The 20,051-nt window shown below is 48.9% G+C and carries 22 protein-coding genes; 10 read left to right on the top strand and 12 right to left on the bottom strand.

Annotated features, from left to right (window positions below):
• Positions 1 to 4 precede the first annotated feature (4 nt).
• A complete protein-coding gene (locus tag OGW17_RS17065; RefSeq protein ID WP_042324775.1) occupies positions 5 to 856 on the bottom strand; it encodes an aldo/keto reductase in 852 nt (283 codons plus the stop codon).
• 373 nt (positions 857 to 1,229) lie between these two features.
• On the opposite strand from OGW17_RS17065, the gene OGW17_RS17060 reads away from it, so the two are divergent.
• Complete coding sequence (locus OGW17_RS17060; RefSeq protein WP_286452251.1) at positions 1,230 to 2,168, top strand: restriction endonuclease; 939 nt, start codon at positions 1,230 to 1,232, stop codon at positions 2,166 to 2,168.
• A gap of 184 nt (positions 2,169 to 2,352) precedes the next feature.
• Here the strand turns inward: OGW17_RS17060 and OGW17_RS17055 are convergent, their stop codons facing one another.
• The 7 genes from OGW17_RS17055 to OGW17_RS17025 form a co-directional block, all read right to left on the bottom strand.
• On the bottom strand, positions 2,353 to 3,417 hold the full coding sequence (locus OGW17_RS17055; protein ID WP_071260069.1) for an alpha/beta hydrolase: 1,065 nt from the start codon (positions 3,415 to 3,417) through the stop codon (positions 2,353 to 2,355).
• Between the two features lie 107 nt (positions 3,418 to 3,524).
• Entirely contained in the window at positions 3,525 to 4,109 is a 585-nt protein-coding gene (locus tag OGW17_RS17050) for a flavodoxin (RefSeq protein ID WP_071260067.1), read from the bottom strand.
• A 9-nt stretch (positions 4,110 to 4,118) separates the two neighbouring features.
• Positions 4,119 to 4,880 (bottom strand): carboxymuconolactone decarboxylase family protein, encoded by a 762-nt coding sequence (locus OGW17_RS17045; RefSeq protein ID WP_071260065.1) that lies wholly within the window; start codon positions 4,878 to 4,880, stop codon positions 4,119 to 4,121.
• Complete coding sequence (locus tag OGW17_RS17040) at positions 4,858 to 5,337, bottom strand: (R)-mandelonitrile lyase (RefSeq protein WP_071260063.1); 480 nt, start codon at positions 5,335 to 5,337, stop codon at positions 4,858 to 4,860. Before OGW17_RS17040 ends, OGW17_RS17045 begins: the two co-directional genes overlap by 23 nt.
• Before the next feature lie 64 nt (positions 5,338 to 5,401).
• A complete protein-coding gene (locus tag OGW17_RS17035; RefSeq protein WP_071260061.1) occupies positions 5,402 to 6,859 on the bottom strand; it encodes a heavy metal sensor histidine kinase in 1,458 nt (485 codons plus the stop codon).
• Positions 6,860 to 6,874: 15 nt separating this feature from the next.
• Positions 6,875 to 7,555, bottom strand: coding sequence for a heavy metal response regulator transcription factor (locus OGW17_RS17030; protein WP_021571249.1), 681 nt, complete (start codon positions 7,553 to 7,555; stop codon positions 6,875 to 6,877).
• A gap of 14 nt (positions 7,556 to 7,569) precedes the next feature.
• Positions 7,570 to 8,736 carry an aldo/keto reductase gene (locus OGW17_RS17025; protein ID WP_175479755.1) on the bottom strand — a complete coding sequence of 389 codons (1,167 nt, stop codon included), beginning with the start codon at positions 8,734 to 8,736 and terminating at the stop codon, positions 7,570 to 7,572.
• Positions 8,737 to 9,010: 274 nt separating this feature from the next.
• Between OGW17_RS17025 and OGW17_RS17020 the strand changes: the two genes are divergently transcribed.
• Complete coding sequence (locus tag OGW17_RS17020) at positions 9,011 to 10,036, top strand: alpha/beta hydrolase (RefSeq protein ID WP_223163989.1); 1,026 nt, start codon at positions 9,011 to 9,013, stop codon at positions 10,034 to 10,036.
• A 259-nt stretch (positions 10,037 to 10,295) separates the two neighbouring features.
• Complete coding sequence (locus tag OGW17_RS17015) at positions 10,296 to 10,976, top strand: nitroreductase (RefSeq protein WP_071260059.1); 681 nt, start codon at positions 10,296 to 10,298, stop codon at positions 10,974 to 10,976.
• Positions 10,977 to 10,983: 7 nt separating this feature from the next.
• Here the strand turns inward: OGW17_RS17015 and OGW17_RS17010 are convergent, their stop codons facing one another.
• The 3 genes from OGW17_RS17010 to OGW17_RS17000 form a co-directional block, all read right to left on the bottom strand.
• The gene (locus OGW17_RS17010) at positions 10,984 to 12,186 is read right to left on the bottom strand and encodes a multidrug effflux MFS transporter (RefSeq protein ID WP_071260057.1); all 1,203 of its coding nucleotides are present in this window, start codon (positions 12,184 to 12,186) and stop codon (positions 10,984 to 10,986) included.
• Between the two features lie 227 nt (positions 12,187 to 12,413).
• Positions 12,414 to 12,620, bottom strand: coding sequence for a helix-turn-helix transcriptional regulator (locus tag OGW17_RS17005; protein WP_045341372.1), 207 nt, complete (start codon positions 12,618 to 12,620; stop codon positions 12,414 to 12,416).
• A 119-nt stretch (positions 12,621 to 12,739) separates the two neighbouring features.
• Positions 12,740 to 13,318: a YagK/YfjJ domain-containing protein gene (locus tag OGW17_RS17000; RefSeq protein WP_058668630.1), complete on the bottom strand. Its 579-nt coding sequence runs from the start codon at positions 13,316 to 13,318 to the stop codon at positions 12,740 to 12,742.
• 288 nt (positions 13,319 to 13,606) lie between these two features.
• On the opposite strand from OGW17_RS17000, the gene OGW17_RS16995 reads away from it, so the two are divergent.
• From OGW17_RS16995 to OGW17_RS16965, 7 genes are all read left to right on the top strand, one after another.
• A complete protein-coding gene (locus OGW17_RS16995) occupies positions 13,607 to 14,359 on the top strand; it encodes a YagM family protein (RefSeq protein ID WP_139267369.1) in 753 nt (250 codons plus the stop codon).
• Positions 14,360 to 14,477: 118 nt separating this feature from the next.
• A complete protein-coding gene (locus tag OGW17_RS16990; RefSeq protein WP_058668632.1) occupies positions 14,478 to 15,341 on the top strand; it encodes a GTPase family protein in 864 nt (287 codons plus the stop codon).
• A gap of 91 nt (positions 15,342 to 15,432) precedes the next feature.
• Complete coding sequence (locus tag OGW17_RS16985; RefSeq protein WP_071260053.1) at positions 15,433 to 16,254, top strand: DUF932 domain-containing protein; 822 nt, start codon at positions 15,433 to 15,435, stop codon at positions 16,252 to 16,254.
• A gap of 216 nt (positions 16,255 to 16,470) precedes the next feature.
• Positions 16,471 to 17,172, top strand: coding sequence for a DeoR family transcriptional regulator (locus OGW17_RS16980; protein ID WP_058668634.1), 702 nt, complete (start codon positions 16,471 to 16,473; stop codon positions 17,170 to 17,172).
• 40 nt (positions 17,173 to 17,212) lie between these two features.
• On the top strand, positions 17,213 to 17,449 hold the full coding sequence (gene ypjK / locus OGW17_RS16975; protein ID WP_001144029.1) for a protein YpjK: 237 nt from the start codon (positions 17,213 to 17,215) through the stop codon (positions 17,447 to 17,449).
• Positions 17,449 to 17,889 (top strand): YfjS/YafY family lipoprotein, encoded by a 441-nt coding sequence (locus OGW17_RS16970; RefSeq protein ID WP_058668635.1) that lies wholly within the window; start codon positions 17,449 to 17,451, stop codon positions 17,887 to 17,889. Before ypjK ends, OGW17_RS16970 begins: the two co-directional genes overlap by 1 nt.
• A 23-nt stretch (positions 17,890 to 17,912) precedes the next feature.
• Positions 17,913 to 18,377, top strand: coding sequence for a YfjT/YkfB family phage-associated protein (locus tag OGW17_RS16965; protein WP_071260051.1), 465 nt, complete (start codon positions 17,913 to 17,915; stop codon positions 18,375 to 18,377).
• Positions 18,378 to 18,955: 578 nt separating this feature from the next.
• Here OGW17_RS16965 and OGW17_RS16960 read toward each other — a convergent pair.
• Positions 18,956 to 19,753, bottom strand: coding sequence for a hypothetical protein (locus OGW17_RS16960; protein WP_139267368.1), 798 nt, complete (start codon positions 19,751 to 19,753; stop codon positions 18,956 to 18,958).
• Positions 19,754 to 20,051: the final 298 nt, after the last annotated feature.

The following is a 20,051-nucleotide window of genomic DNA, read 5'->3' as shown; positions in this document are numbered from 1 at the left end:
CGACTTAAACATCAAGTTTGCGGCCAGTCAGCCATTCCACCATCGCCGGGTCGCGGTGAGAGAAGAAGGCGCTGGTTGCGGTGTCGAGGGCGGCAATCTGCAGCATATCTTCAGGGCTGAGTTCAAAATCGAGAATATTGATGTTCTCTTCCATGCGTTCTTTGCGCACCGATTTCGCCAGTGAAATGATGCCTCGCTGGAAGATCCAACGCAGCACAACCTGGCCCACGCTTTTGCCGTACTTCTGACCAATTGCCGTTAACACGGGATGCTGGAACAGACCATTTTTACCCTCAGCAAACGGTGCCCAGGCTTCCGGCTGAATGCCATGGCTTTGATTCCATGGAACGGCATGCAGCTGCTGGTTGAAGGGGTTTACTTCAATCTGGTTTACCGCAGGGGCCACTTTGTTGAAGGAGATAAGGTCAGCTAGCCGGTCTGGATGGAAGTTGCTAACGCCAATGGCGCGAATTTTTCCTGCCTGAAGCAGTTCTTCCATGGCACGCCAGGCTCCATGGACATCGCCGTAAGGTTGGTGAATCAGATACAGGTCGACGTAATCAAGTTGCAGCCGATTCAAGGAGCGTTCGAACTGGGCTTTAGCGCCTTCGTAATTGGTATCCTGTAGCCACAGTTTGGTCGTTACAAAAAGTTCGTTACGTGCGATACCGCTCTGTTTCAGAGCGTTCCCGACCTGGGTTTCATTCTGGTAAGACGCTGCGGTATCGATCAGGCGGTATCCCGTATCGATCGCATCAATAACGGCTCTTTCGCATTCAGCAGCATCCGTCATCTGGAAGACACCAAAGCCCAGCAGGGGCATTTCAATACCGTTGTTCAGTTTTGCAGTTTGCATGACGTTATCCTTCAGCTGTTGTGTCGGAAAAGCATAACGCAAACTGATTTATTCAATTAGATAGGGTAATTAGCTAGGGTTTATTAGTTTTGCTCATTAATTGTGTCATTATCTTGCCACCAAAAAGCATGCACAGTTGTTAGAACAAAGTTAGCATGCCCTATAGTTTATTAAGCTTTTAGCTGATGTTATAAGTAGATCTCAAATGATGATCAGCAACATCATGTTGCGTTAGTAAGTAGAGCTAAGTATTTGTAGCTTGTTGTTTGAATGAGGAAAAAGACATAACATGTAATCCAGAGAATTGCACTATTGCATGACCACCCCTTGGTGGAAAACCTGAAATGACACCAATTCAAGTAAGGAGAGTTAATTGAAGTCAATACTTAACTGGGTTATGAAAAATGGTTGGAATATATTTAGCTTTATTGGGGTGATAGGGACATTCTATTTTTCGCTTATATATGTTCCCGGTTATGTAAAAGATATAACTGCAGCAAAGGTAAATATCACGCATGAAAGCTTAGTGGATGATGTTCAAGAGTTATTATTTTATAATAAAAAACTAACAATTGATGATATCAATTCATTCATTAAGGCCAAAGAGTTAGAGCAAGGAACTCCTTACCCATACTCAGTTGATGAACTTTTATTACAAATCCAAGATCGCTTTATGGGAAACAAATTTATTCCATTAGAGAAAAGGGAGTCTCTAATGGATACAGTAAAATCTATTCGCTCCACATATTCAAAGCCAAAAGTTGCTGAGAAGAAAAGTATAAATGAAGATTCTCTAGTATCAATGTTTGTTTCCGCTATAGGAGCACTCATTGCAGCTATAGGTACATATAGTATTTTCAGGAAAATAAAAATTGATAAAGAAATTGAGGCTGATATTACTTCGGGTGATGTAATTAATAACTTGGTCTATCCAAATTTAACTCCAGGCTCGAAGGAGTTTGAAAGTATGGTTGGTGAAGTACTTAATGAACTTGGAGTGCTTTCAGAAAGAGTTGAAGCAGGAAAAGATGATGGTTATGACTTTGAGATTAAAACTCAAGAACAGAATTATATTGTTGAGGTGAAAAGGTATTCAAAACTACTCGGTTTGGCTACAGCTCGTGAATTTATATATAAAGTGAATCAATCAGGTAAGGGTGGTATTTTAATTGTTAGCTCTGGCTTTACCGAAAGAACAAAGCAACTTATAAATGAACATAATGCTTTATCTGAAAACCAAAAAGTATATCTTGTAGTGGCTAAGGCAAAGACTGAGCTTAAGGATATATTGGCTAAAATTTTACGGCTATAGTTTTGAAATTACCCGATTTGAGGGGTAGTAATTTTTTAGAGTTCTGATGTGGCTTATTGAATAGGTTTGTTGGCTCATGTGTCATGTGCTTTATCATTAAGATAGCTATGGTTAAAAACTAATATGACTCTACCGAGTCCTCAGACACGAGGACTCGGTAGATTGGTCTGATGGGTCTATTCCACTACTGCAGTTTTTTTTCCTTCAGAAATTTACTCACCAAATCAGCAATCTGCACATTATTCAAATCAGAGAAAGGGAAGTGGGTATTCCCTTTGATTCCCACTTCAGGCAGATGCGTCACCGTCACATCCCCGCCATGCTTGTTCACCACATCACGCCACTCGCGAGCCATCGCCAGACGTACTCGCCAGCTGTCCTGCGCGGGCATGGCGACAGGTTTATCCGGTATGTTATCGCCGTAAATAATCAGAATCGGGATTTTGGTCAGAGCCATAAACTGCTCCATCGGCACCGGCTCACCCTTCAGCGTGTCGAACGCGCTTGGCATAGGGGCTGGGAGTTCTTTTTCAGGGAAGACAAAGCTGCTGCCAGGCTCAAAAGCGACAATGGCTTTGACCTTGTTGTTTTTCATCGCCGTGTACCAGCCAGGTCCGCCGCCCTGAGAGTGGGTGAAGAGGATTGCCGGGCCGGATTTATCCACGACGGCTGACATCGCATCAGAGACGACATTGATATCAAACGGCCCGGTATTTGGGGTCATCTGACGGAAATACTGATTCAGTGCTTCTTTGTCGTGAGAGAACTGAACGCCCTTAAAATACTCTGGCCACACGCCAACGCGGAACTGGTTGAACCACATCTGTTCATCCGGTTTAGGCGTAACAGTACCTTCTACAGTCGTGCGTCCGGCGCTGCCCCGGCGTGGCTGATCGACAAGATAAGTTGAGAACCCGCGACGCAGGAAGATGTTCTGGAACCCTTCGCGACCATCCGGGGTACTTTCCCAGGTACGGGAGAACTGACCTGCGCCGTGCAGCATGACGATAGGGTATTTATGCGGATTCTCCGGGATTTGGTAGAACACTGAGGCATGATCGCCATGATAGGTTTGGCCAGCTGAATCCAGCGGCTTTTTTGCATCAAATGTTCCTGGTGCGGTGATGATAGTGCCACCAGCAGAAAAGCTTCCCTGTTCCTGAATGACCAGCGGCTCGGCGTATACCGACTGAGCCATCAGGCCACCCGCCATTACGCAGATGGCCAGCGTTTTTAAGATTGTCTTCAAGATTACATCCTCTGTTATGTTTGCCGTTCAATCATATCTGAGTTGTCAGCGTTAATTATTTAGCACCCCTGATTGCCCTTATTTGGCAGACTCATGAATGCGGACGATTAACTGCGTATTGTCTCTAACCAACTGGTGACCGTTTCAGTGGTTCTTCGCTCCTGGTCGCATTCAATGACCAGCGGTTCTTCCCGACGTGCAGTCGGGGCAAGACGGGTAAGGATGTCGTCGCTGTCTCCTTTACCGTAGCCACCGTGAGTAATGAAGGGGATGAGTAATTTGCCCGCAAGGTTGTGGCTGCTGAGAAATGCTTGCACTACAGGCGGCACGCTGGTCCCCCAGATCGGAAAGCCTAAATACACGGTCTCGTAGCGTGAGATATCTGCAACGCTATTTTTTAATGCCGGTTTTACACCTCGCTCACGCTCTTTTTTCGCCTGTTCAACGGTCTGAAAATAGTCTTCTGGATAAGGTGTAGCCGGTTCGATTTCAAACAGATCGGTATTCAGGCTGCGGTGAATGACGCCCGCAATCACCCGTGTATTTCCGCTGCGGGAAAAGTACGCCACCAGAACACGGCTTTTACACTGCACGTTTGCGGTTCCGGTCGCAGCTGAGGCAAAAGCAACGTTCGCCAGCGTCAGCCCGGCAAGTGCGGTGATTAACATTCTGCGGTTGGGATCATGCTCCATAATCCACTCCTAATTGTTTGCGAGCGCCTGCTGCAGCGCCTTTTCAGCTCGCGTTGCTGCATCACTTTCGCCATGTTCACGCAGAACCTGTGCCAGCTGGCGCAGCTGCGACGCCGTCAGGCCGACCCGCATGCTTGCTCGCGTATGCGACAGCAGTTGTGATTCGACGCCCGGCGTGACCGCTAATGCGCCAACCGTTGCCAGCTCGCGGCTTTGCCAGTCGAGGTTATCGCGGGCGAAAATGTCGCCGAAAAGGTGCGTTTGCAGGAACTGGTTAATCATCGGGGCAAAATCAAACAGTGGGCCCTGGACGGGAGCGCCTGAGATTTTTGTCTGGTTTGCGGTACCGACACGGCGAAGCTCATCCCCGACAGGGATCGGGGCAACCGGTTCTTTACCCTCAACGTCTTTGATACCACGTTGTTTACGTGCTTCGACGACCTTCATCAGTTCACTAAGCGCATTCAGGCTACGGGGGAAGCCCGTATAGGCATAAAGCTGGACGAGAATCTCTTTGGTTTCGTTTATCGTGAGCCCTGCGTCAAGACCCTGATTCAGGGCTGCATTCAGCTTATCCATCTGGCTGCTGGCCATCGATGCCGCAATCAACGGGATGGCCTGTTGGCTGGCTGACAGCGTATCTGAAACCGTTTGTTCGTGGTTCATTTCTGAGGCTCCTTTATTGACGGACGCAGCATGTGCCGCGAGACCAAAACCAAAGGTCAGCAGTACCGCTGCCGCTAATGTTTTAATGGGCGTGGTATTGTTCATCTGTCACTTTCTCCATCCAGTTAACGCTTTTGCCATCCACAATCCCGGTTATCGCCAGATGCGTCATCGCGCTGCCGGGTGCCGCCCCGTGCCAGTGTTTGACGCCCGCCGGGCAAGAGACAATGTCACCGGCGCGGATAACCTGCACCGGCTGGCCTTCTTGTTGGGTGAGCCCAACACCCGAGGTCACAATCAGCCGCTGACCTGCCGGATGCGTATGCCAGGCGGAACGAGCGCCGGGTTCAAACGTGACATAAGCCCCGGAAACACTGATGTCGTTATCCGGTTTGAAGAGAGGATCAACCCTGACGCGACCGGTAAAGTTCTCGGCTGGCCCGAACACCGCGTTCTGACTTCCTGCTGGGGCGATATGGACAGCGGGATTTTGTTCCACTGCCCAGGATGAAAATGTGAAGAAGGGCAGTAACAGCCCGAGGTAACGTAAATGTCCGATCATGCAAAGCGTCCTTATCAATGAAGAGGGGATTGCCTGCGATGATTTTATCGAGGGGGTAATGACGTCAGGCTGACGCCCCCCTGACAATTCTGTCAGTTAACCCGGGTTCCGGCTCAGTGCCAGAGTGAGCGTTGCCCGACGCTTTATCGTCTTGCATCGCAAAGGTGAGGCCAAATGTATTGATGCCAGCTTCACTACGGGCAAAGGCATCTCCTCGGTGCATAATGGCGACGGCACGCACGATCGACAGGCCCAGTCCATGATGGGTATCACTCCTGGCTCGGGAGGTATCAACGCGATAGAACCGCTCGAAAAGCCGGTGTAAGTGCTCTGGCGCTATCGGCTCGCCAGGGTTTGACACTTCAACACAGGCTTGATGACCGGTTTCGCTTAACCGCACCGTAACCGTGCTGTTGGAGGGCGAGTGTCTTGCGCTATTTTCCAGTAAATTGGCCAGTGAACGGTGGAACAGTCGTCGGTCGATGTGCGCGGTGACGTCGCCCTCCACATCCAGAGAAAGCTGTTTTTCAGCAAAAGAAGGCTCTACATATTCCGCTGTTTTCAGGGTTTCTTCTCGCAGGGACACCTTAGTCAGCTGGGACGCATGTTCACCCGCGTGGGCATGGGACAGGAACAGCATGTCGTTAACGATGGACGTCATGCGTTCAAGTTCTTCCAGATTGGAGCCCAGTAACTCTTCCAGTTCATCATGTGAACGTCGGCGCGCGAGGCCCAGCTGCGTCTGGCCAATCAGGTTAGTCAGCGGAGTCCGGAGTTCATGCGCAACATCGGCATTAAAGCTTTCGAGCTGCCTCCAGGCGACCTCTTGCCGTTCCAGCACGCCATTAAAAGATGATGCTAATTGCTGTAATTCGTCAGGTAATGCTTCGGTATTCAGGCGCTGACCATGGTCCCCGGGAGCGAGTTGCCGGGCCTGTTTACTAAGCGCTCCAACGGGACGAAGACCGATCCTTGAAACGACGTATCCCAGTAAGGCGACAATCACGACGCCCAGTGCGGTAATGATCAGCAATGTCCGCGTGAACGCATCGAGTGTGCCCATATACGGCGTGGAGTCGATGGCAACCACATAGCGCAGCTCAGGCCGCTCACCGTTGGCGGGGATCGTTTTCACTAACAGAAACAGCGAGCATGCACCTTCTGATGCGCCGGGCACTTTATTAAAGCCTTCCCGCAAAGAAGACCACTGAACACCTACCGGTGGTGTTCCCCCCATGCTAAAGCGTGGGTTATCGCTCACTATCCAGTAGCGAACGCGTTCACCTTCAGAATTGGTTAATACGGTAAATTTATTGGCAAGCAGTGACCAGCCGTCAGCAGAGGTTCGTGAGGTGATCCACGGACTCATTAATGATTCGCGGAACAGCAGCTCGTTGTGCATCTGCTTTTGCAAAGAGTCATGCAAGGAGCTTCTGAGCAGGATGCCGATAACGGAAACAATCAGTAGCGCGGATAAGGCAAACATCAGCGCCAGGTGAACGGAGATGGAACGCTTAAGCATGCTTATCCCCTTCATTTATTCGGACCGGACTTCGAGGACATACCCCATGCCACGAACGGTATGTAACAGCTTGATATCGAACGGCGCATCCACTTTGGCCCGAAGTCGTTTAATGGCCACTTCAACCACGTTGGCATCGCTGTCGAAATTCATGTCCCATATCTGCTCCGCAATCATCATTTTTGACAGAATCTCTCCCTGATGCCGGGCCAAAAGACTCAACAGGGAAAACTCTTTCGCGGTCAGCTCCAGCCGTGTTCCGGCGCGAAATACGCGACGAGCCAGCAGGTCGAGATGCAGATCGTGAATTTGCAGCTGGGTGATGTCTGCGCCATCCGTAGCGCGGCGGCGCACCAGTGCCTGAATACGCGCCACCAGCTCAATCAGCGAGAAGGGCTTGGGCAGATAATCATCCGCGCCAAGGCGAAGCCCTTTAACGCGTTCATCGACCGAACCCCGAGCCGAGAGCATCAGCACCGGCGTCTGTTTGGCTGCTCGCACACCCTCAAGTACCCGGTAACCATCCATCCCCGGCAGCATTACATCCAGTATTATCGCGTCGTAGTCGAACTCCAGCGCGTAATGAAGTCCTTCCGCGCCATCTGCAGAGACATCTACCGTAAACCCGGACTCACCCAGCGCACGGGAGAGATAGGTTGACGTTTTTTCTTCATCTTCGACTAACAACAGGCGCATAACGGGACTTCCTCTTAACTTTTCATTGGTGCTTCAACATCGGAATAAACCTGTACGGCATCCGGCAGACGTTGCCCCTGGATAGTGATGGCATCCAGTGAGCGGGTGAGCTCGGTCATCTCAGCGGAAGTCAGCGATACGCCGGTAGCCGCTGTGTTTTGCAGCATATGGTCTTTATTGGTGGTGCCAGGGATGGGGACAATCCAGGGTTTACGCGCAAGGAGCCATGCCAGAGCAATCTGTCCCGGTGCCGCATTTTTTCGTATTGCCCAGGATTTCAGTAGTTCAACCAGCTGTAAGTTGTGTGGCAAGTTTTCAGGCGAGAAACGCGTTTCTGTCGCGCGGAAATCACCGGCAGCGAACCGGGTATTCTCATCAATCCAGCCCGTTAAAAATTGCACGCCGAGTGGGCTCCATGGCACGAACCCAATGCCCAGCTCTTCACACACCGGAAATACCTGCTTTTCAGGGCCACGCCAGAGCATGGAGTATTCACTTTGCACGGCGGTAACGGGTAATGCCGCATGAGCGCGTCTCAACGTATTGATGCCCATTTCAGACAGACCCCAGTGCAGGACTTTCCCCTGATCCATTAAATCTTTCACCACACCGGCGACATCTTCAATGGGGATCTGTGGATCAACCCGGTGTTGATACAGTAAGTCAATACGATCGGTACGCAGGCGTTTGAGCATATTGTCGACGACCTGTCGGATATGCTCAGGTCTGCTGTTAAGGCCCGGCAGACGCTTACCCGTCTGTTGGTCAATGTTCCAGCCAAACTTGGTGGCGATAACGATTTTGTCCCTGAACGGGGCGACGCCTTCCCCGAGAATTTTTTCGACTTCAAACGGGCCGTAGGCTTCAGCAGCGTCAAAGAACGTTACCCCTTCATCAAATGCACGGTGGATAACATTGATCATCTCGGGACGCCAGGGAACGGAGGTGTCGTATTTACGACTCATGTTCTGCACGCCCAGACCGATGGCAGAAACTTCCAGCTTCCCGAGTTTACGCTTGCCAGGAGTTGAAGGACGTTGGCTGGATTGTCTGGACGAATCGACCTGAGAGGTTTGGCTCGCCGCTGATACGTGAGGAATCAGCGAGGCGGCGGCAATACCGGCCCCGGCGACTAATAGCTTGCGCCGCTCTGGCATTGTTGGGGCATTCTGGCTTTTCATTGATCGCTCCGTTTCTCAGAAAATTAAACATGACTCTCATTTAGGCGGGACCATTCTGCGTTGTGATTGCCAACATAAAGCTGACGGCTACCTGACAGCGCTGTCAGAAATGCTTTCCCATCCCAGCCTGTTTCCTGACAAAAATGTTATTTCCCTGTCACGATGCTGACAGCCCTCTCCGCCTACTCTGAGCCTGCAAATTTGATTCTGCGAGCCTGTATAACCAGGCCGACACTCATCGGGAGAGACCATGAAATTCACGCTTATCAGTGCAATGCTACTCACGGCTATGGCCGGAGTGACCTCAGTCAATGCGGCTGATTACAAAAAAAATCCATTCACTCTCGTCTATGACGGAGCCATCACCGAGAACGTCAAAGGCAAGGTCAACATTCACCCAGTGAAATACGATCTTCATGGCATCCAGATTGCTGCGAATGTCTATACCCCTGCTAACTACGATCCCGCCAAAAAATATCCGGCCGTGGTGGTTGCACATCCTAATGGCGGCGTAAAAGAACAGGTCGCCGGGTTGTATGCTCAGCGTCTCGCCGAGCAGGGCTACATCACGATTACCGCCGATGCGGCGTATCAGGGCGCTAGCGGTGGGATGCCGCGCAGCGTGGATAAACCTGCTAATCGTATTGAGGACATTCACGGCATGGCTGACTACATCAGCCAGTATCCTGGTGTCGATACCGCCCGCCTCGGTCTGCTTGGCATTTGCGGTGGTGGTGGCTATTCACTAGTTGCTGCCGAGACGGACAAACGGTTTAAATCGATTGCAACCATCAGCATGTTTAATTCAGGCCTTGTGCGCCGTAACGGTATGCAGGATTCACAGCTGGATACTATCCAGCAGCGTCTTCAGCAGGCTTCTGACGCTCGAGCTCAGGAAGCAGCCGGAGGAGAAGTGCTTTACTCCGGCGATGCCAACCTGACTGATGAACAGATTGCTAAATTACCTTTTGCCTTGTATCGCCAGGGCTACGAGTACTACTGGAAAACCCACGCGCACCCGAACTCCACGTTTAAATACACCACCAGCAGTCTTCTGGATTTAATGAGCTTTGACGTAACGGACCATATCAATCTCATCAATAAACCACTGCTGATGATTGCCGGTACAAAAGCGGATACGCTCTATATGACTGAAGACGCGTTCGCGAAAGCCACCGGTACGAAGGACAAAGAACTCTTCCTGATCGATGGCGCTACCCATATCGAGACGTATTGGGTGCCAAAATACGTTGACCAGGCAATGCAAAAGTTAGACGTCTTCTTCGATAAAAATATTTAGTTAGCCTCCGATGGCGCCCCAGCCGCGCAGGCTGGGGTATATCCATCAGCTATAGCCATTTTCCGCTTGCGTGTTCACGCGATAGACCCAGATTAACGAAGTTGCGGTTAAAGATAATTACGCTGCTTAAATAGACGCTATGAATGGAATTCATAGACCTAATCTGGAACCGGGAATGAAAACGATGGGCCTGATGTGACAGGATGGATCGGGAGAGAGTGAATCATTCACTTCAAATTACTTTCAGGCGGAGAAGCAAATGAGTACGCAAGAGCCAACATTTAGTGAGGTAGTAAAAAACAGATACTCGGCTAGAGCCTTTCTTCCATCTCCCATCCCCAGCGATATCCTCAAAGACATTTTGCTCGAAGCGCAATGCGCACCATCCAACTGCAATACTCAACCCTGGACCCTGCATATTGTTGCAGGAGATAAACTTCGTGAATTAAGCCACGCACTGACGGAAGATCTGAGGGCTGGGAACTACAGCCTTGATTTTACGTTTGATAAAGAAGCTTATCCCGAGCCATTCAGGCAACGGGCTTCGGAGCAGGGGCGCTCGTACTATCAGGCACTGGGCGTTGCGCGGGGGGATAGCTTAAGTCGCTCAGAAGTGGTCGAGCGTAATGTGAGGTTTTTCGGCGCGCCTCATGTTGCCCTGCTGTTCATTCCTGCTGTAGGGGACAACGTTCGCGTAGCCTCAGACGCCGGTATGTATGCCCAGACATTCCTGCTTTCCCTGGCAGCTCGCGGTTACGCAGGCGTTCCACAGGCAGTGCTGAGTTATTTTGCCCAAACGGTGCGTCAAATATTAAATGTTCCTGAGGGTTTCAGGCTGCTTTACGGTATTTCTTTTGGGATCCCAGATAAAACGCATCCCTCCCTGAGTTACAGGGAAGGGCGGGTATCTCTGGAAGAAAGTGTCGTCTGGCATCAATAACGACGTTTTATTTTTTTATCTGAACGGTCAGTGCCATCAGGGCGCTGGCTACTGTAAACAACGCAATTATCCAGCCCATCGTCCATGGTGTGCCATCACTGAACAGAGCGAGAAGAAGTGAAGAGATGATGCCGCTGCCGTACTGTAACGCGCCCATTAGCGCCGACGCGGAGCCAGCCACATTAGGCACTGCGTCCAGAGCGCATGCCGTGGATGTCGCCGCGATGATGCCATTCATAGAGAAGAACACGAACACAGCGCCGATAATCACGGTAATTCCACCCACACCCAGGCCGGTGGTGAACGCCAGCACTATTGCGGCAATAGTGGCGATGAATACGGCATTCCTGAGCAACGCTTCCAGTGGATAGCGGTGAACCAGACGTCTGTTGACCATGCTCACCGCCATCAATCCAACAATGTTTACTGCAAACAGCCAACCGTAATGCTGCGGGTCAACGCCGAAGTACGTGATGTACACAAACGGAGAGCCGGTGATAAAGGCGTAGGCTGCAACGTAGTAGAACGTCAGGCACAAAGTAAATCGCATGTATCTGGCGTTGGTGAGCAAGGCATAGTAGTTGTGAAAGGCTCTGGTTACGGAGGCTTGTGAGCGTTTTTCGGCAGGTAATGTTTCTGGTAACCAGAATAAAGACATCAGCATTAATGTTCCGATAATCGCCAGCAGCCAGAAAATGGCATGCCACGAGGTGACTTTAATCATCTGCCCGCCAATCAGGGGCCCGGCAATCGGCGCGATGGCCATGATTATCATCAGCGTCGAAAGCATTTGTGCTGCACGAGTACGGCTAAACAGGTCACGGATCATTGCCCGTGCCAGCATCGGCCCGGTACAGGCACCTAACGCCTGAAAAACACGCCAGAAGACAATTTGCACGATATCCGTTGATAACGCGCAGCCCACCGAGCCGATGATGAATAGACCTAAACCGATAAACAGCGGCAGTCGACGCCCATAACGATCGCTAATCGCTCCCCAAATCAGTTGTGCAATGCAAAAACCGATAAGGAACCCTGTGATTGTCAGCTCTGCGTCACCCTGCAAGTCTTTGGCCATCATGGGCATAGCCGGAAGATAGATGTCGGTTGATAAAGAGGTTACAGCCATCAGGGCGCTGAGAATGAGTAGAAACGAGAGACCGGTTTTTTTAGCTGTAGCCGACTGTGTTTGTGCCTGTTGATTAAGCATGGTGATCCGTTGGACATGAAGAGATAGGGGTATGTTAACGGGTTTGTGCTTATTGATAATCACAGGGGGGAGGATAGGGACTATGAATGGTATTCATTAATACTGAGAATGTGTAGATTCATGCAACTCTGACTCTCAAGGAATACTCTTGAGAGATACTAATATGGCAATAAATAAAATGAATTTTTTTTGGCAAGATGATTCTATCCGCAATTTACCAGGCTGGATTATGTTCTGGATTCGCAAATGCGATAATACAACCACTCCTCAAGATCGCTTTTTAACCAACGGGAAGCTCTGCCCAGCTTAATTGGCTTCGGGAATAAGCCATCCTGTATCAGCTTGTAAAACCATTTGTCGCTCAGGCCAGTAAGTTGGGTAATGAATTTCATATCAATAAATTGATCTTCAAGCAATGTGGGCTTTGTATACATTGTGATGTGTTCCGGTTAAGGGTAAATAACCAGAGCCGTTAGTAAAATTATTTACTGCCAGCTCCTCCACATCAATGGCTTCAGTTGTAAAAAAACTTCGGCTCAATGTTTACCTGCCGCTATTCCTTCCTGGGCCTGCCTCTACGGCTGCGGGGAGGTATAACGTTCATACCTGCAACAACCCCTTTTGACTTCTGCTCAGATTTGGCTAAGTAACTGATGACGTAACGTAGTTCATCAACTGCTTGCCGATTACGGTGATCCACTATTGTTCCGGAGCTTGCAACGAAATGCTTTTTCCTGGAACACAGATGAAAGAGTCCTTCATCGTCTGTTAAGCTGCGCCATTCTTCCCCTATCGCACGCGAGGTCGGATAACATTTCCGATGCTTTTGCCCATCAAGATAAATCATGGCATGCACATGCAGCCCCTTACGTCGCCTGTATTCAATTACCCAGCAGTACCCAATAACCATTTTTCGACCAAATACCACATCCATCAGATGCTGTATCTCGCCCTCCATCTCATCCATGAGATTACGCTGCGAGCGTTCACTTCCTTGTTTCCAGCCAAAATCCATACGAAAAGCCAGTAAGCGGGAATAACGCTCAAACATTTCATCCAGATGGTGGTTTATATCTTCGAGAAGAATACGATGCATAGGGTAATTAGGGTTGGCATTGTAGGGTTCTTTCATGATCTATCCTCAAACTAAATGGGGTTCAATAGATAGATGTGTGATGTATTTTTTATACAGGGATGAGTATTGATTACAGGAGGGGGGATGGTTAACTCCGGGTGATAATACTAATTAACCTTAATTCAGTAAGAACAGATGGGTTCAGGGATTCTATCGCAGGTTCGCATGGTGGTCTTACACAGGAAGAAATGTGTGCGCGAAATCTGAAGTATTGCAGTGCGATCTGGTGTTTTACTGGCCTTTGTGATAGGTTTTTATGCATAATCAACAAAATGCATAACATTTATGATAAAGAGAATAACATTTAACACCGATGATAATTTAACGATTGATTCAATCGACAGGTATGCCGAAGTGAATGGTACGTCACGTTCTAAAGTGATATGTGAGTTATTACGGTCCACTGCGCCTATTCTTGATTTTGTGACATATCAAAATAGAATTACGCAGGAAGTTGAAAGTAGGCTTTTTAGCATGTTTTATCATGAGGTTCGTCACTTCGAAACTCAAAGTGCAAAGGACGACATTACATTGAAGCACTTGCATTTACTTTCAAAGAAACTCGTTTTTAGTGTTTCTCCAAAACCTGTCATGGAGTTTTCACTGCCTCCTCGTCAAGAGTGGGAAGGGTATCGAAAGGAGTTTTGTCAAAAAGTAAACGGCCATATTGAATTGTTCGAGCCAGAATCAAAAGGAGATGTTCGATATGTGTATTTATGCGTCGAAAATGATCTTGGAAGGGTGTTTAAAAATGAATTAATACAGATTGAAATTCCCAAATTTATAGTTGATGGTTACTTATTTGATCTGCACTCCTTGTGCTATGTGAGGCTTGTTGATTTCTGCAATGACGGGATTTCGGAATATATGAAGAAAAAGAAGAAATACTTAAGTGCAGCATATCTTTCTTGGGTTCCTGCTGTGAAGTTTAGAGATGGTTATATATTTGTTGCTGCTCTACAAATAAATAAAGCTTCGACAGAACAGTTATATCCATCTGAGTCAATAGTTAACTATCCTTACGATTATTGGAAGTGATGCTATTTAATCGCACTCCAATTTTTTTTGAGATATATATCATTTTCATGAACATACCAGCATAACGGCAGAACTTCACAGTTCTGCCGTTTTAGTTTTATTTATTGCAGGAGTAGTCATGAATAATGCTCAGGGCTTACAGCCATTAAACCATTCGCTTTCCGGCCTGCCGCAGTGGGTGTCTGAACGTATATTGCAGCAGATAAATCAGTTAACCCACTACGAGCCAGTGATCGGCATTATGGGTAAAACCGGGGTGGGAAAGAGCAGTCTTTGCAATGTTCTGTTTGTCGGCGAAGTATCGCCGGTCAGCGATGTGGCAGCCTGTACCCGTGAACCTTTGCGATTTCGCCTGCAGGTCGGAGAGCGCTATATGACGTTGGTGGATCTGCCCGGCGTGGGGGAGAGTGGTGTACGTGATAACGAATATACTGTGCTCTATCGAGATCAGCTTCCCCGGCTCGACCTGGTGCTGTGGCTGATTAAAGCTGATGACCGTGCGCTGGCGGTGGATGAGTATTTTTACCGACAGGTGATTGGTGAGGCATACCGACATAAGGTGCTGTTTGTTATCAGCCAGTCGGACAAGGCCGAGCCCACAAGCGGTGGAGAAAGATTGTCTACAGAGCAAAAACAAAACATCAGCCGTAAAATTTGCCTGCTGCATGAGATTTTTCAGCCTGTGCATCCGGTGTGTGCCGTGTCGGTCCGTCTTCAATGGGGATTGCGGATGATGGCTGAGAGGATGATTAAGTGTTTGCCACGTGAGGTCAGTAGCCCGGTGGTAGCGCAACTGCAGCATCCCTTTCGCACAACGGTAGTCCGGGAACAGGCCCGTGATGATTTCGGTGAAACCGTAGGTGCCATACTCGATACGGTAAGCACCTTTCCCCTTATTCCCGCCCCGGTGCGGACCATTATTCAGGCCGTGCGTTCCTCGGTGGTGTCAGTGGCCCGCGCTGTCTGGGATTTCTTCTTCTAAGTGTTTAATTCTGCCCTGTTATTCTCCGAGCCCTGTCGCAAGTGCGGCAGGGCTTTCTTTATTTGTTTTACCCATACTGAGGAGTCTGCTTATGACCCGTCTGGCTTCGCGCTTTGGCGCATCAAACCTAATTCGTCGTGACCGTCCATTAACCCGAGAGGAATTGTTTCGTGTGGTGCCCAGCGTATTCAGCGAGGACAAACACGAATCCCGCAGTGAACGTTATACCTATATTCCGACTATATCTCTGTTGGACAATCTACAGCGGGAAGGCTTCCAGCCATTCTTTGCCTGTCAGACCTGGGTACGTGATCCTGGCCGTCGTGAACATACGAAGCATATGCTGCGTCTGCGTAGGGAGGGGCAGATTACCGGTAAGCAGGCGCCGGAAATTATCCTGCTCAACTCCCATGATGGTACCAGCTCGTACCAGATGTTGCCGGGCTTGTTCAGGGCTGTGTGTCAGAACGGCCTCGTCTGTGGTGAGTCGTTTGGCGAGGTACGGGTGCCACACAAGGGGGACGTGGTGAGTCAGGTTATTGAGGGGGCGTATGAAGTGCTGGGGATTTTTGACCGTGTGGAAGAAAAGCGGGATGCCATGCAGTCATTGCTGTTGCCTCAACCTGCGCAGCAGGCACTGGCAAAAGCCGCGCTAACGTATCGCTTTGGTGAGGATCACCAGCCGGTTACTGAATCGCAGATACTCTCCCCGCGCCGCTGGCAGGATGAGAGCAATGACCTTTGGACCACCTATCAGCGGATTCAGGAAAACCTGATTAAGGGCGGACTCAGCGGGCGTAATGCTAAAGGCGGACGGACGCATACCCGTGCCGTGCGTGGCATTGACGGGGACGTGAAGCTTAACCGTGCGCTGTGGGTGATGGCAGAAACACTGCTCACGCAACTGCAGTAGACGTTTCATGTTGCCACGTTGTTAATATCGGACACCACCTGTCCGCATCGCTATGTTCTCGTGTGCCTCAATCTCCCGGTTATAGCCTTTAACCCCTGTTACACCTGGCTTTTGCAGAAATAAAAAATAGTTTCTGCGGTGTCCATACCCTGTCCGCCCCCCTCTTTAAAGTAATCACATCATTTTCAGTTAGTTAACTTTCCTGGAGAACCTCCCATGACACAGGCAGAACGCCGCCATGACCGGCTGGCTGTCAGGCTGTCACTGATAATCAGCCGTCTGGTGGCGGGTGAAACGTTGAGCGTGCGCAAACTGGCTGCTGAGTTTGGCGTGTCAGTGCGCACGCTGCGGCGTGATTTTCGTGAGCGACTGATGTATCTGGATCTGGAGTATCAGTCCGGATACTGCCGCTTACGCACTGCTGGCAGTGAAATGCAGATGGTGCCCGACGTGCTTATCTTTGCCCACCGCAGCGGGCTGGCCGGACTTTTTCCCGGCCTTGACCGCCGTCTGGTGAACGCTCTGCTGATGTGCGATGAGTCTCCCTGCGTGATAGCACCAGCCAATCCGGTTCCTTCGCCTTCAGGAGCATTGTCTTTCTGGAGACTGATTCAGGCCATTACCGGGCGCAGGCGGGTGACGCTGATTGCGGAGGGGCGACGCTGTGAGCGCCTGGCTCCCTGCCGGTTACTCATCCACCAGCAGACCTGGTATCTGGTGGCTGAACACGAAGGGCATATCGCCGTATTCACACTTGATGAAATCCATCTGATTCAGCCTTTGCAGGAGACTTTTCGCCGCAATGACAGTCTGTGTCGCCTGGTTGAAGACCCGGTCTTCATTCAGGCCTTACCCCATTTTCGCTTTATCCAGCAGTCACTGCTTACGTTTGTTCCGGCTGACAGCCCACCGGAATAGCGCAGGCGTTGTTATCAACCCGGCAACAGGGAGGAGCCCAGTGCCCGTTATTGCCATTATCGCCATTGTTATCATCGTCATCATTCTGAACAAAACCGGAGTGTCCGACAGCCTCACGGCCCTGACACTTGCAACCGTTGCCGCACTACTGACGGGAGGTGGCGCAGCCGGTGCTGCCAGTGTCGCGCTGACGCCGTTCGTCGGCGTGCCGGTGGGTATTTTTGTGGGGATTTATGTCTTTGCCAAAGTGGTTCGTCTTATTTCAGGGAAAAAATAATGAAACGTAAAACACTACTTCTGCTGGCGCTGGTTGCCACCTCTCTGTTTCTGAGCGCCTGCGATGACAGGAGTGATGACCTTAAAGCTATCAGTAAATTTAAGGACCTCACGCCTCCGCGCTTCAGCGATGTGGTCAGCCGTCAGGATGATGTCAGGGAAGAATGGTCGCAGATTGCTCTTTCTGGCCCCACTCTGCAGGTCTTACGTACCCGCCAGTCGCCCGATGGTTGTGAGGGTGGCAGTTACTACTATCTGGTGGATATGGAGGAAAAAACCGTCCAGCCGCTGATGAATGCGCTATGTATTGCCGACAACATCAGCCTGGAATACTACGAGAAAACTGACCCGCGCACCCGGGAGCGTTTCCTTGAATATTCCCATGACGGCAAACTGATGGGACGGCTGCTGATACCCTCAAATCCTGATAACCGGGAATAAATACAAAGACAAAGGAGACAGAAATGAAAGTACGTTCACTAAGCCGGTATGTGCTCTCAGGCGTGCTGCTTACCAGCTTTAATGCCTCAGCGGTTCCCGGACTATGGCAGCAGGGTTATGGCCAGGGCAATGCGGAATACAGCGTGACGGATGCAAGTGGGAAAATGTTTACCATCAACTGTACGGAAAATCCGGACCAGAACGGTATTTACCAGCACTCGGTTTTTCTGACCCTCGCAGGGGATAAAACGATCAGCTCGCATGATGACAGGACCGACATCACAGTGGTGATGGACCATAAGCAATATGCCATTCCTTCAACCCTTGGCTGGCGTAACGGGGATAATGCCTGGTTTAGTTTCATTATGGATATCCGTAAGGCCAGGCAGTTCGACGTCTACGTCAGTGACCGCAAAGCGGGGACCTTCAGCGTTGACCTGACGAACGCTACGAAGGCTCTGCCAACATTAGTAGACTGCACTAACTAGTGACAGTTGTGCTTTCCATCCATAACAACATACCTGGCTGCCAGAGGCAGTCAGGGCTTATTTTTTTCCTTTTTATTTCGACCGATTAGTCCAGGTACTTCCGAATGACGATCACAGTGGCCAGTTTTAGTTGACCATATAGCAATGATAAAATAATCACGTATTATGTTGAGATTGTTTATTTAGCGGTTGAGGGAAACTATGGATAAAATTTGTGATAACTGTGCACACATGATGAGTGCATGCACCTGTGGAACTTGTGAGAACTGTGACGAGAAAGAGTCGGATTGTACCTGCAAAAAATGTAGCCAGTGTAATAATCTTGAGGACTTCTGCTCTTGCAGAGTTTGTGAAGAATGTAGTGAAAAAGAAGCAGAGTGCTGCTGTTAAAATGTTAACAATACTGGCTGCAGGAGCTGACTGCCTGCAGCTTCGATTGCCGACGTGACCCGCTCCCAGCTGATTAGTGTACTTCGAGTCTTGCAACAATCGCTGGACTCACAGCACAAAACGGACAAGCTTTCTAAACTAAAGGTCCGCTGAGAGCGAGGAGCGGACGTTGAAATAGTCTGGGGCATTTATTTATCTTTGATAAATAATGAATTAATCAATTTCAAACATTTTGATGACGTACCCGGTGCATATACACCGCCAAAGAATATATGATAAAAATATGGTATTTTAGCATTGTAATATACATATCGATAATCACCAATTTGCCAAAAATACTCTCCAGCACTACATTCTTCTGTTTGCCCTAAAACCTCCTGTAATAAAATCAATAATGACTGTTTATTTTCATCCCCATCTACACGCTCACCATTATATGAATTTTCTATGCTATATTTGCTTACCAGTATAGATGTTATAATATCAGGGAAGTCATCTAACCCTGTAGAGTATATAATATCTTCAATGCCACCAGTTTTAACTTTAACTGTAATAACATTACCTTGAGGGTCAATATCTAGCATGTCCTTATTATATTTCTTTGCGACATCACTAAGCCTCATCCCTGGCAAAATACTTGAGAAGCCCATAGGTAGTGGCTGCCCATATTGAAAAGTGGATAAGGTTGAAAGTGTTAATAACCGATTTTTATAATCATTATTTTCAGCAGCAAGACTCTCATTGTTTAATTGTAAGGCACTAAATTTCTTTTGTTGCTTATCAATTGTATTTTTTAGTGAATCAATCTCCTTCTTGTGAAATTTATTTTGCTCATTTATTTTTGCGTTTAATTCACTAATTGTATTCTCATCTTGTTTCTGATACAGAGGGATAACATATGTAAAAGTAATAGTTGCGGCAGCCAAAAAACCAGCCACACAAGACGACGTTACTATAAAAAAATTTGAATCTCTCCAGTTAGACACGTTCGCCCGCTCCTGAAATGAATAAATTGGTAGCTAATGGTAGCTATTTTGCGTAAATAAACTCTCAGAGTAAAGGGCATACGTAAGCAACGGCATAACCATCTATATCCTATAGCATCCGAATGCTAGCAACTTCACCTTCTGGCACAAAACGGCCTATCAGCATTATAAAAGTATTCAGATATATATCATTCCTCTGAGCATACCCGATTAACGGCAGAATCTCACGATTCTGCCGCTTTTTATTATTTTTCTGAGGAGTAGTAATGAACAATTCTGAAGGTTTGAAGTCGTTTCA

Origin of the sequence: Citrobacter sp. CK181, from assembly GCF_030333595.1 — a bacterium.
GTDB classification, from domain to species: domain Bacteria; phylum Pseudomonadota; class Gammaproteobacteria; order Enterobacterales; family Enterobacteriaceae; genus Citrobacter_B; species Citrobacter_B koseri.
Note: the sequence above shows the minus strand (reverse complement) of the source record. Positions and strands in the feature narration are given on the sequence as shown.

Bases quoted from the DNA above. Each gene is read 5' to 3' on its own strand.
- OGW17_RS16990 (WP_058668632.1), top strand. From the start codon at position 14,478: ATGAATAATGCTCAGGGCTTACAGCCATTAAACCATTCGCTTTCCGGC.
- OGW17_RS16965 (WP_071260051.1), top strand. From the start codon at position 17,913: ATGAAAGTACGTTCACTAAGCCGGTATGTGCTCTCAGGCGTGCTGCTT.
- OGW17_RS17005 (WP_045341372.1), bottom strand. From the start codon at position 12,620: ATGTATACAAAGCCCACATTGCTTGAAGATCAATTTATTGATATGAAA.
- OGW17_RS17065 (WP_042324775.1), bottom strand. From the start codon at position 856: ATGCAAACTGCAAAACTGAACAACGGTATTGAAATGCCCCTGCTGGGC.
- OGW17_RS16985 (WP_071260053.1), top strand. From the start codon at position 15,433: ATGACCCGTCTGGCTTCGCGCTTTGGCGCATCAAACCTAATTCGTCGT.
- OGW17_RS17015 (WP_071260059.1), top strand. From the start codon at position 10,296: ATGAGTACGCAAGAGCCAACATTTAGTGAGGTAGTAAAAAACAGATAC.
- OGW17_RS17020 (WP_223163989.1), top strand. From the start codon at position 9,011: ATGCTACTCACGGCTATGGCCGGAGTGACCTCAGTCAATGCGGCTGAT.
- OGW17_RS17035 (WP_071260061.1), bottom strand. From the start codon at position 6,859: ATGCTTAAGCGTTCCATCTCCGTTCACCTGGCGCTGATGTTTGCCTTA.
- OGW17_RS16970 (WP_058668635.1), top strand. From the start codon at position 17,449: ATGAAACGTAAAACACTACTTCTGCTGGCGCTGGTTGCCACCTCTCTG.
- OGW17_RS16995 (WP_139267369.1), top strand. From the start codon at position 13,607: ATGATAAAGAGAATAACATTTAACACCGATGATAATTTAACGATTGAT.
- OGW17_RS17025 (WP_175479755.1), bottom strand. From the start codon at position 8,736: ATGAAAAGCCAGAATGCCCCAACAATGCCAGAGCGGCGCAAGCTATTA.
- OGW17_RS17000 (WP_058668630.1), bottom strand. From the start codon at position 13,318: ATGAAAGAACCCTACAATGCCAACCCTAATTACCCTATGCATCGTATT.
- OGW17_RS17050 (WP_071260067.1), bottom strand. From the start codon at position 4,109: ATGGAGCATGATCCCAACCGCAGAATGTTAATCACCGCACTTGCCGGG.
- OGW17_RS17010 (WP_071260057.1), bottom strand. From the start codon at position 12,186: ATGCTTAATCAACAGGCACAAACACAGTCGGCTACAGCTAAAAAAACC.
- OGW17_RS16980 (WP_058668634.1), top strand. From the start codon at position 16,471: ATGACACAGGCAGAACGCCGCCATGACCGGCTGGCTGTCAGGCTGTCA.
- OGW17_RS17040 (WP_071260063.1), bottom strand. From the start codon at position 5,337: ATGATCGGACATTTACGTTACCTCGGGCTGTTACTGCCCTTCTTCACA.
- OGW17_RS17030 (WP_021571249.1), bottom strand. From the start codon at position 7,555: ATGCGCCTGTTGTTAGTCGAAGATGAAGAAAAAACGTCAACCTATCTC.
- OGW17_RS17045 (WP_071260065.1), bottom strand. From the start codon at position 4,880: ATGAACAATACCACGCCCATTAAAACATTAGCGGCAGCGGTACTGCTG.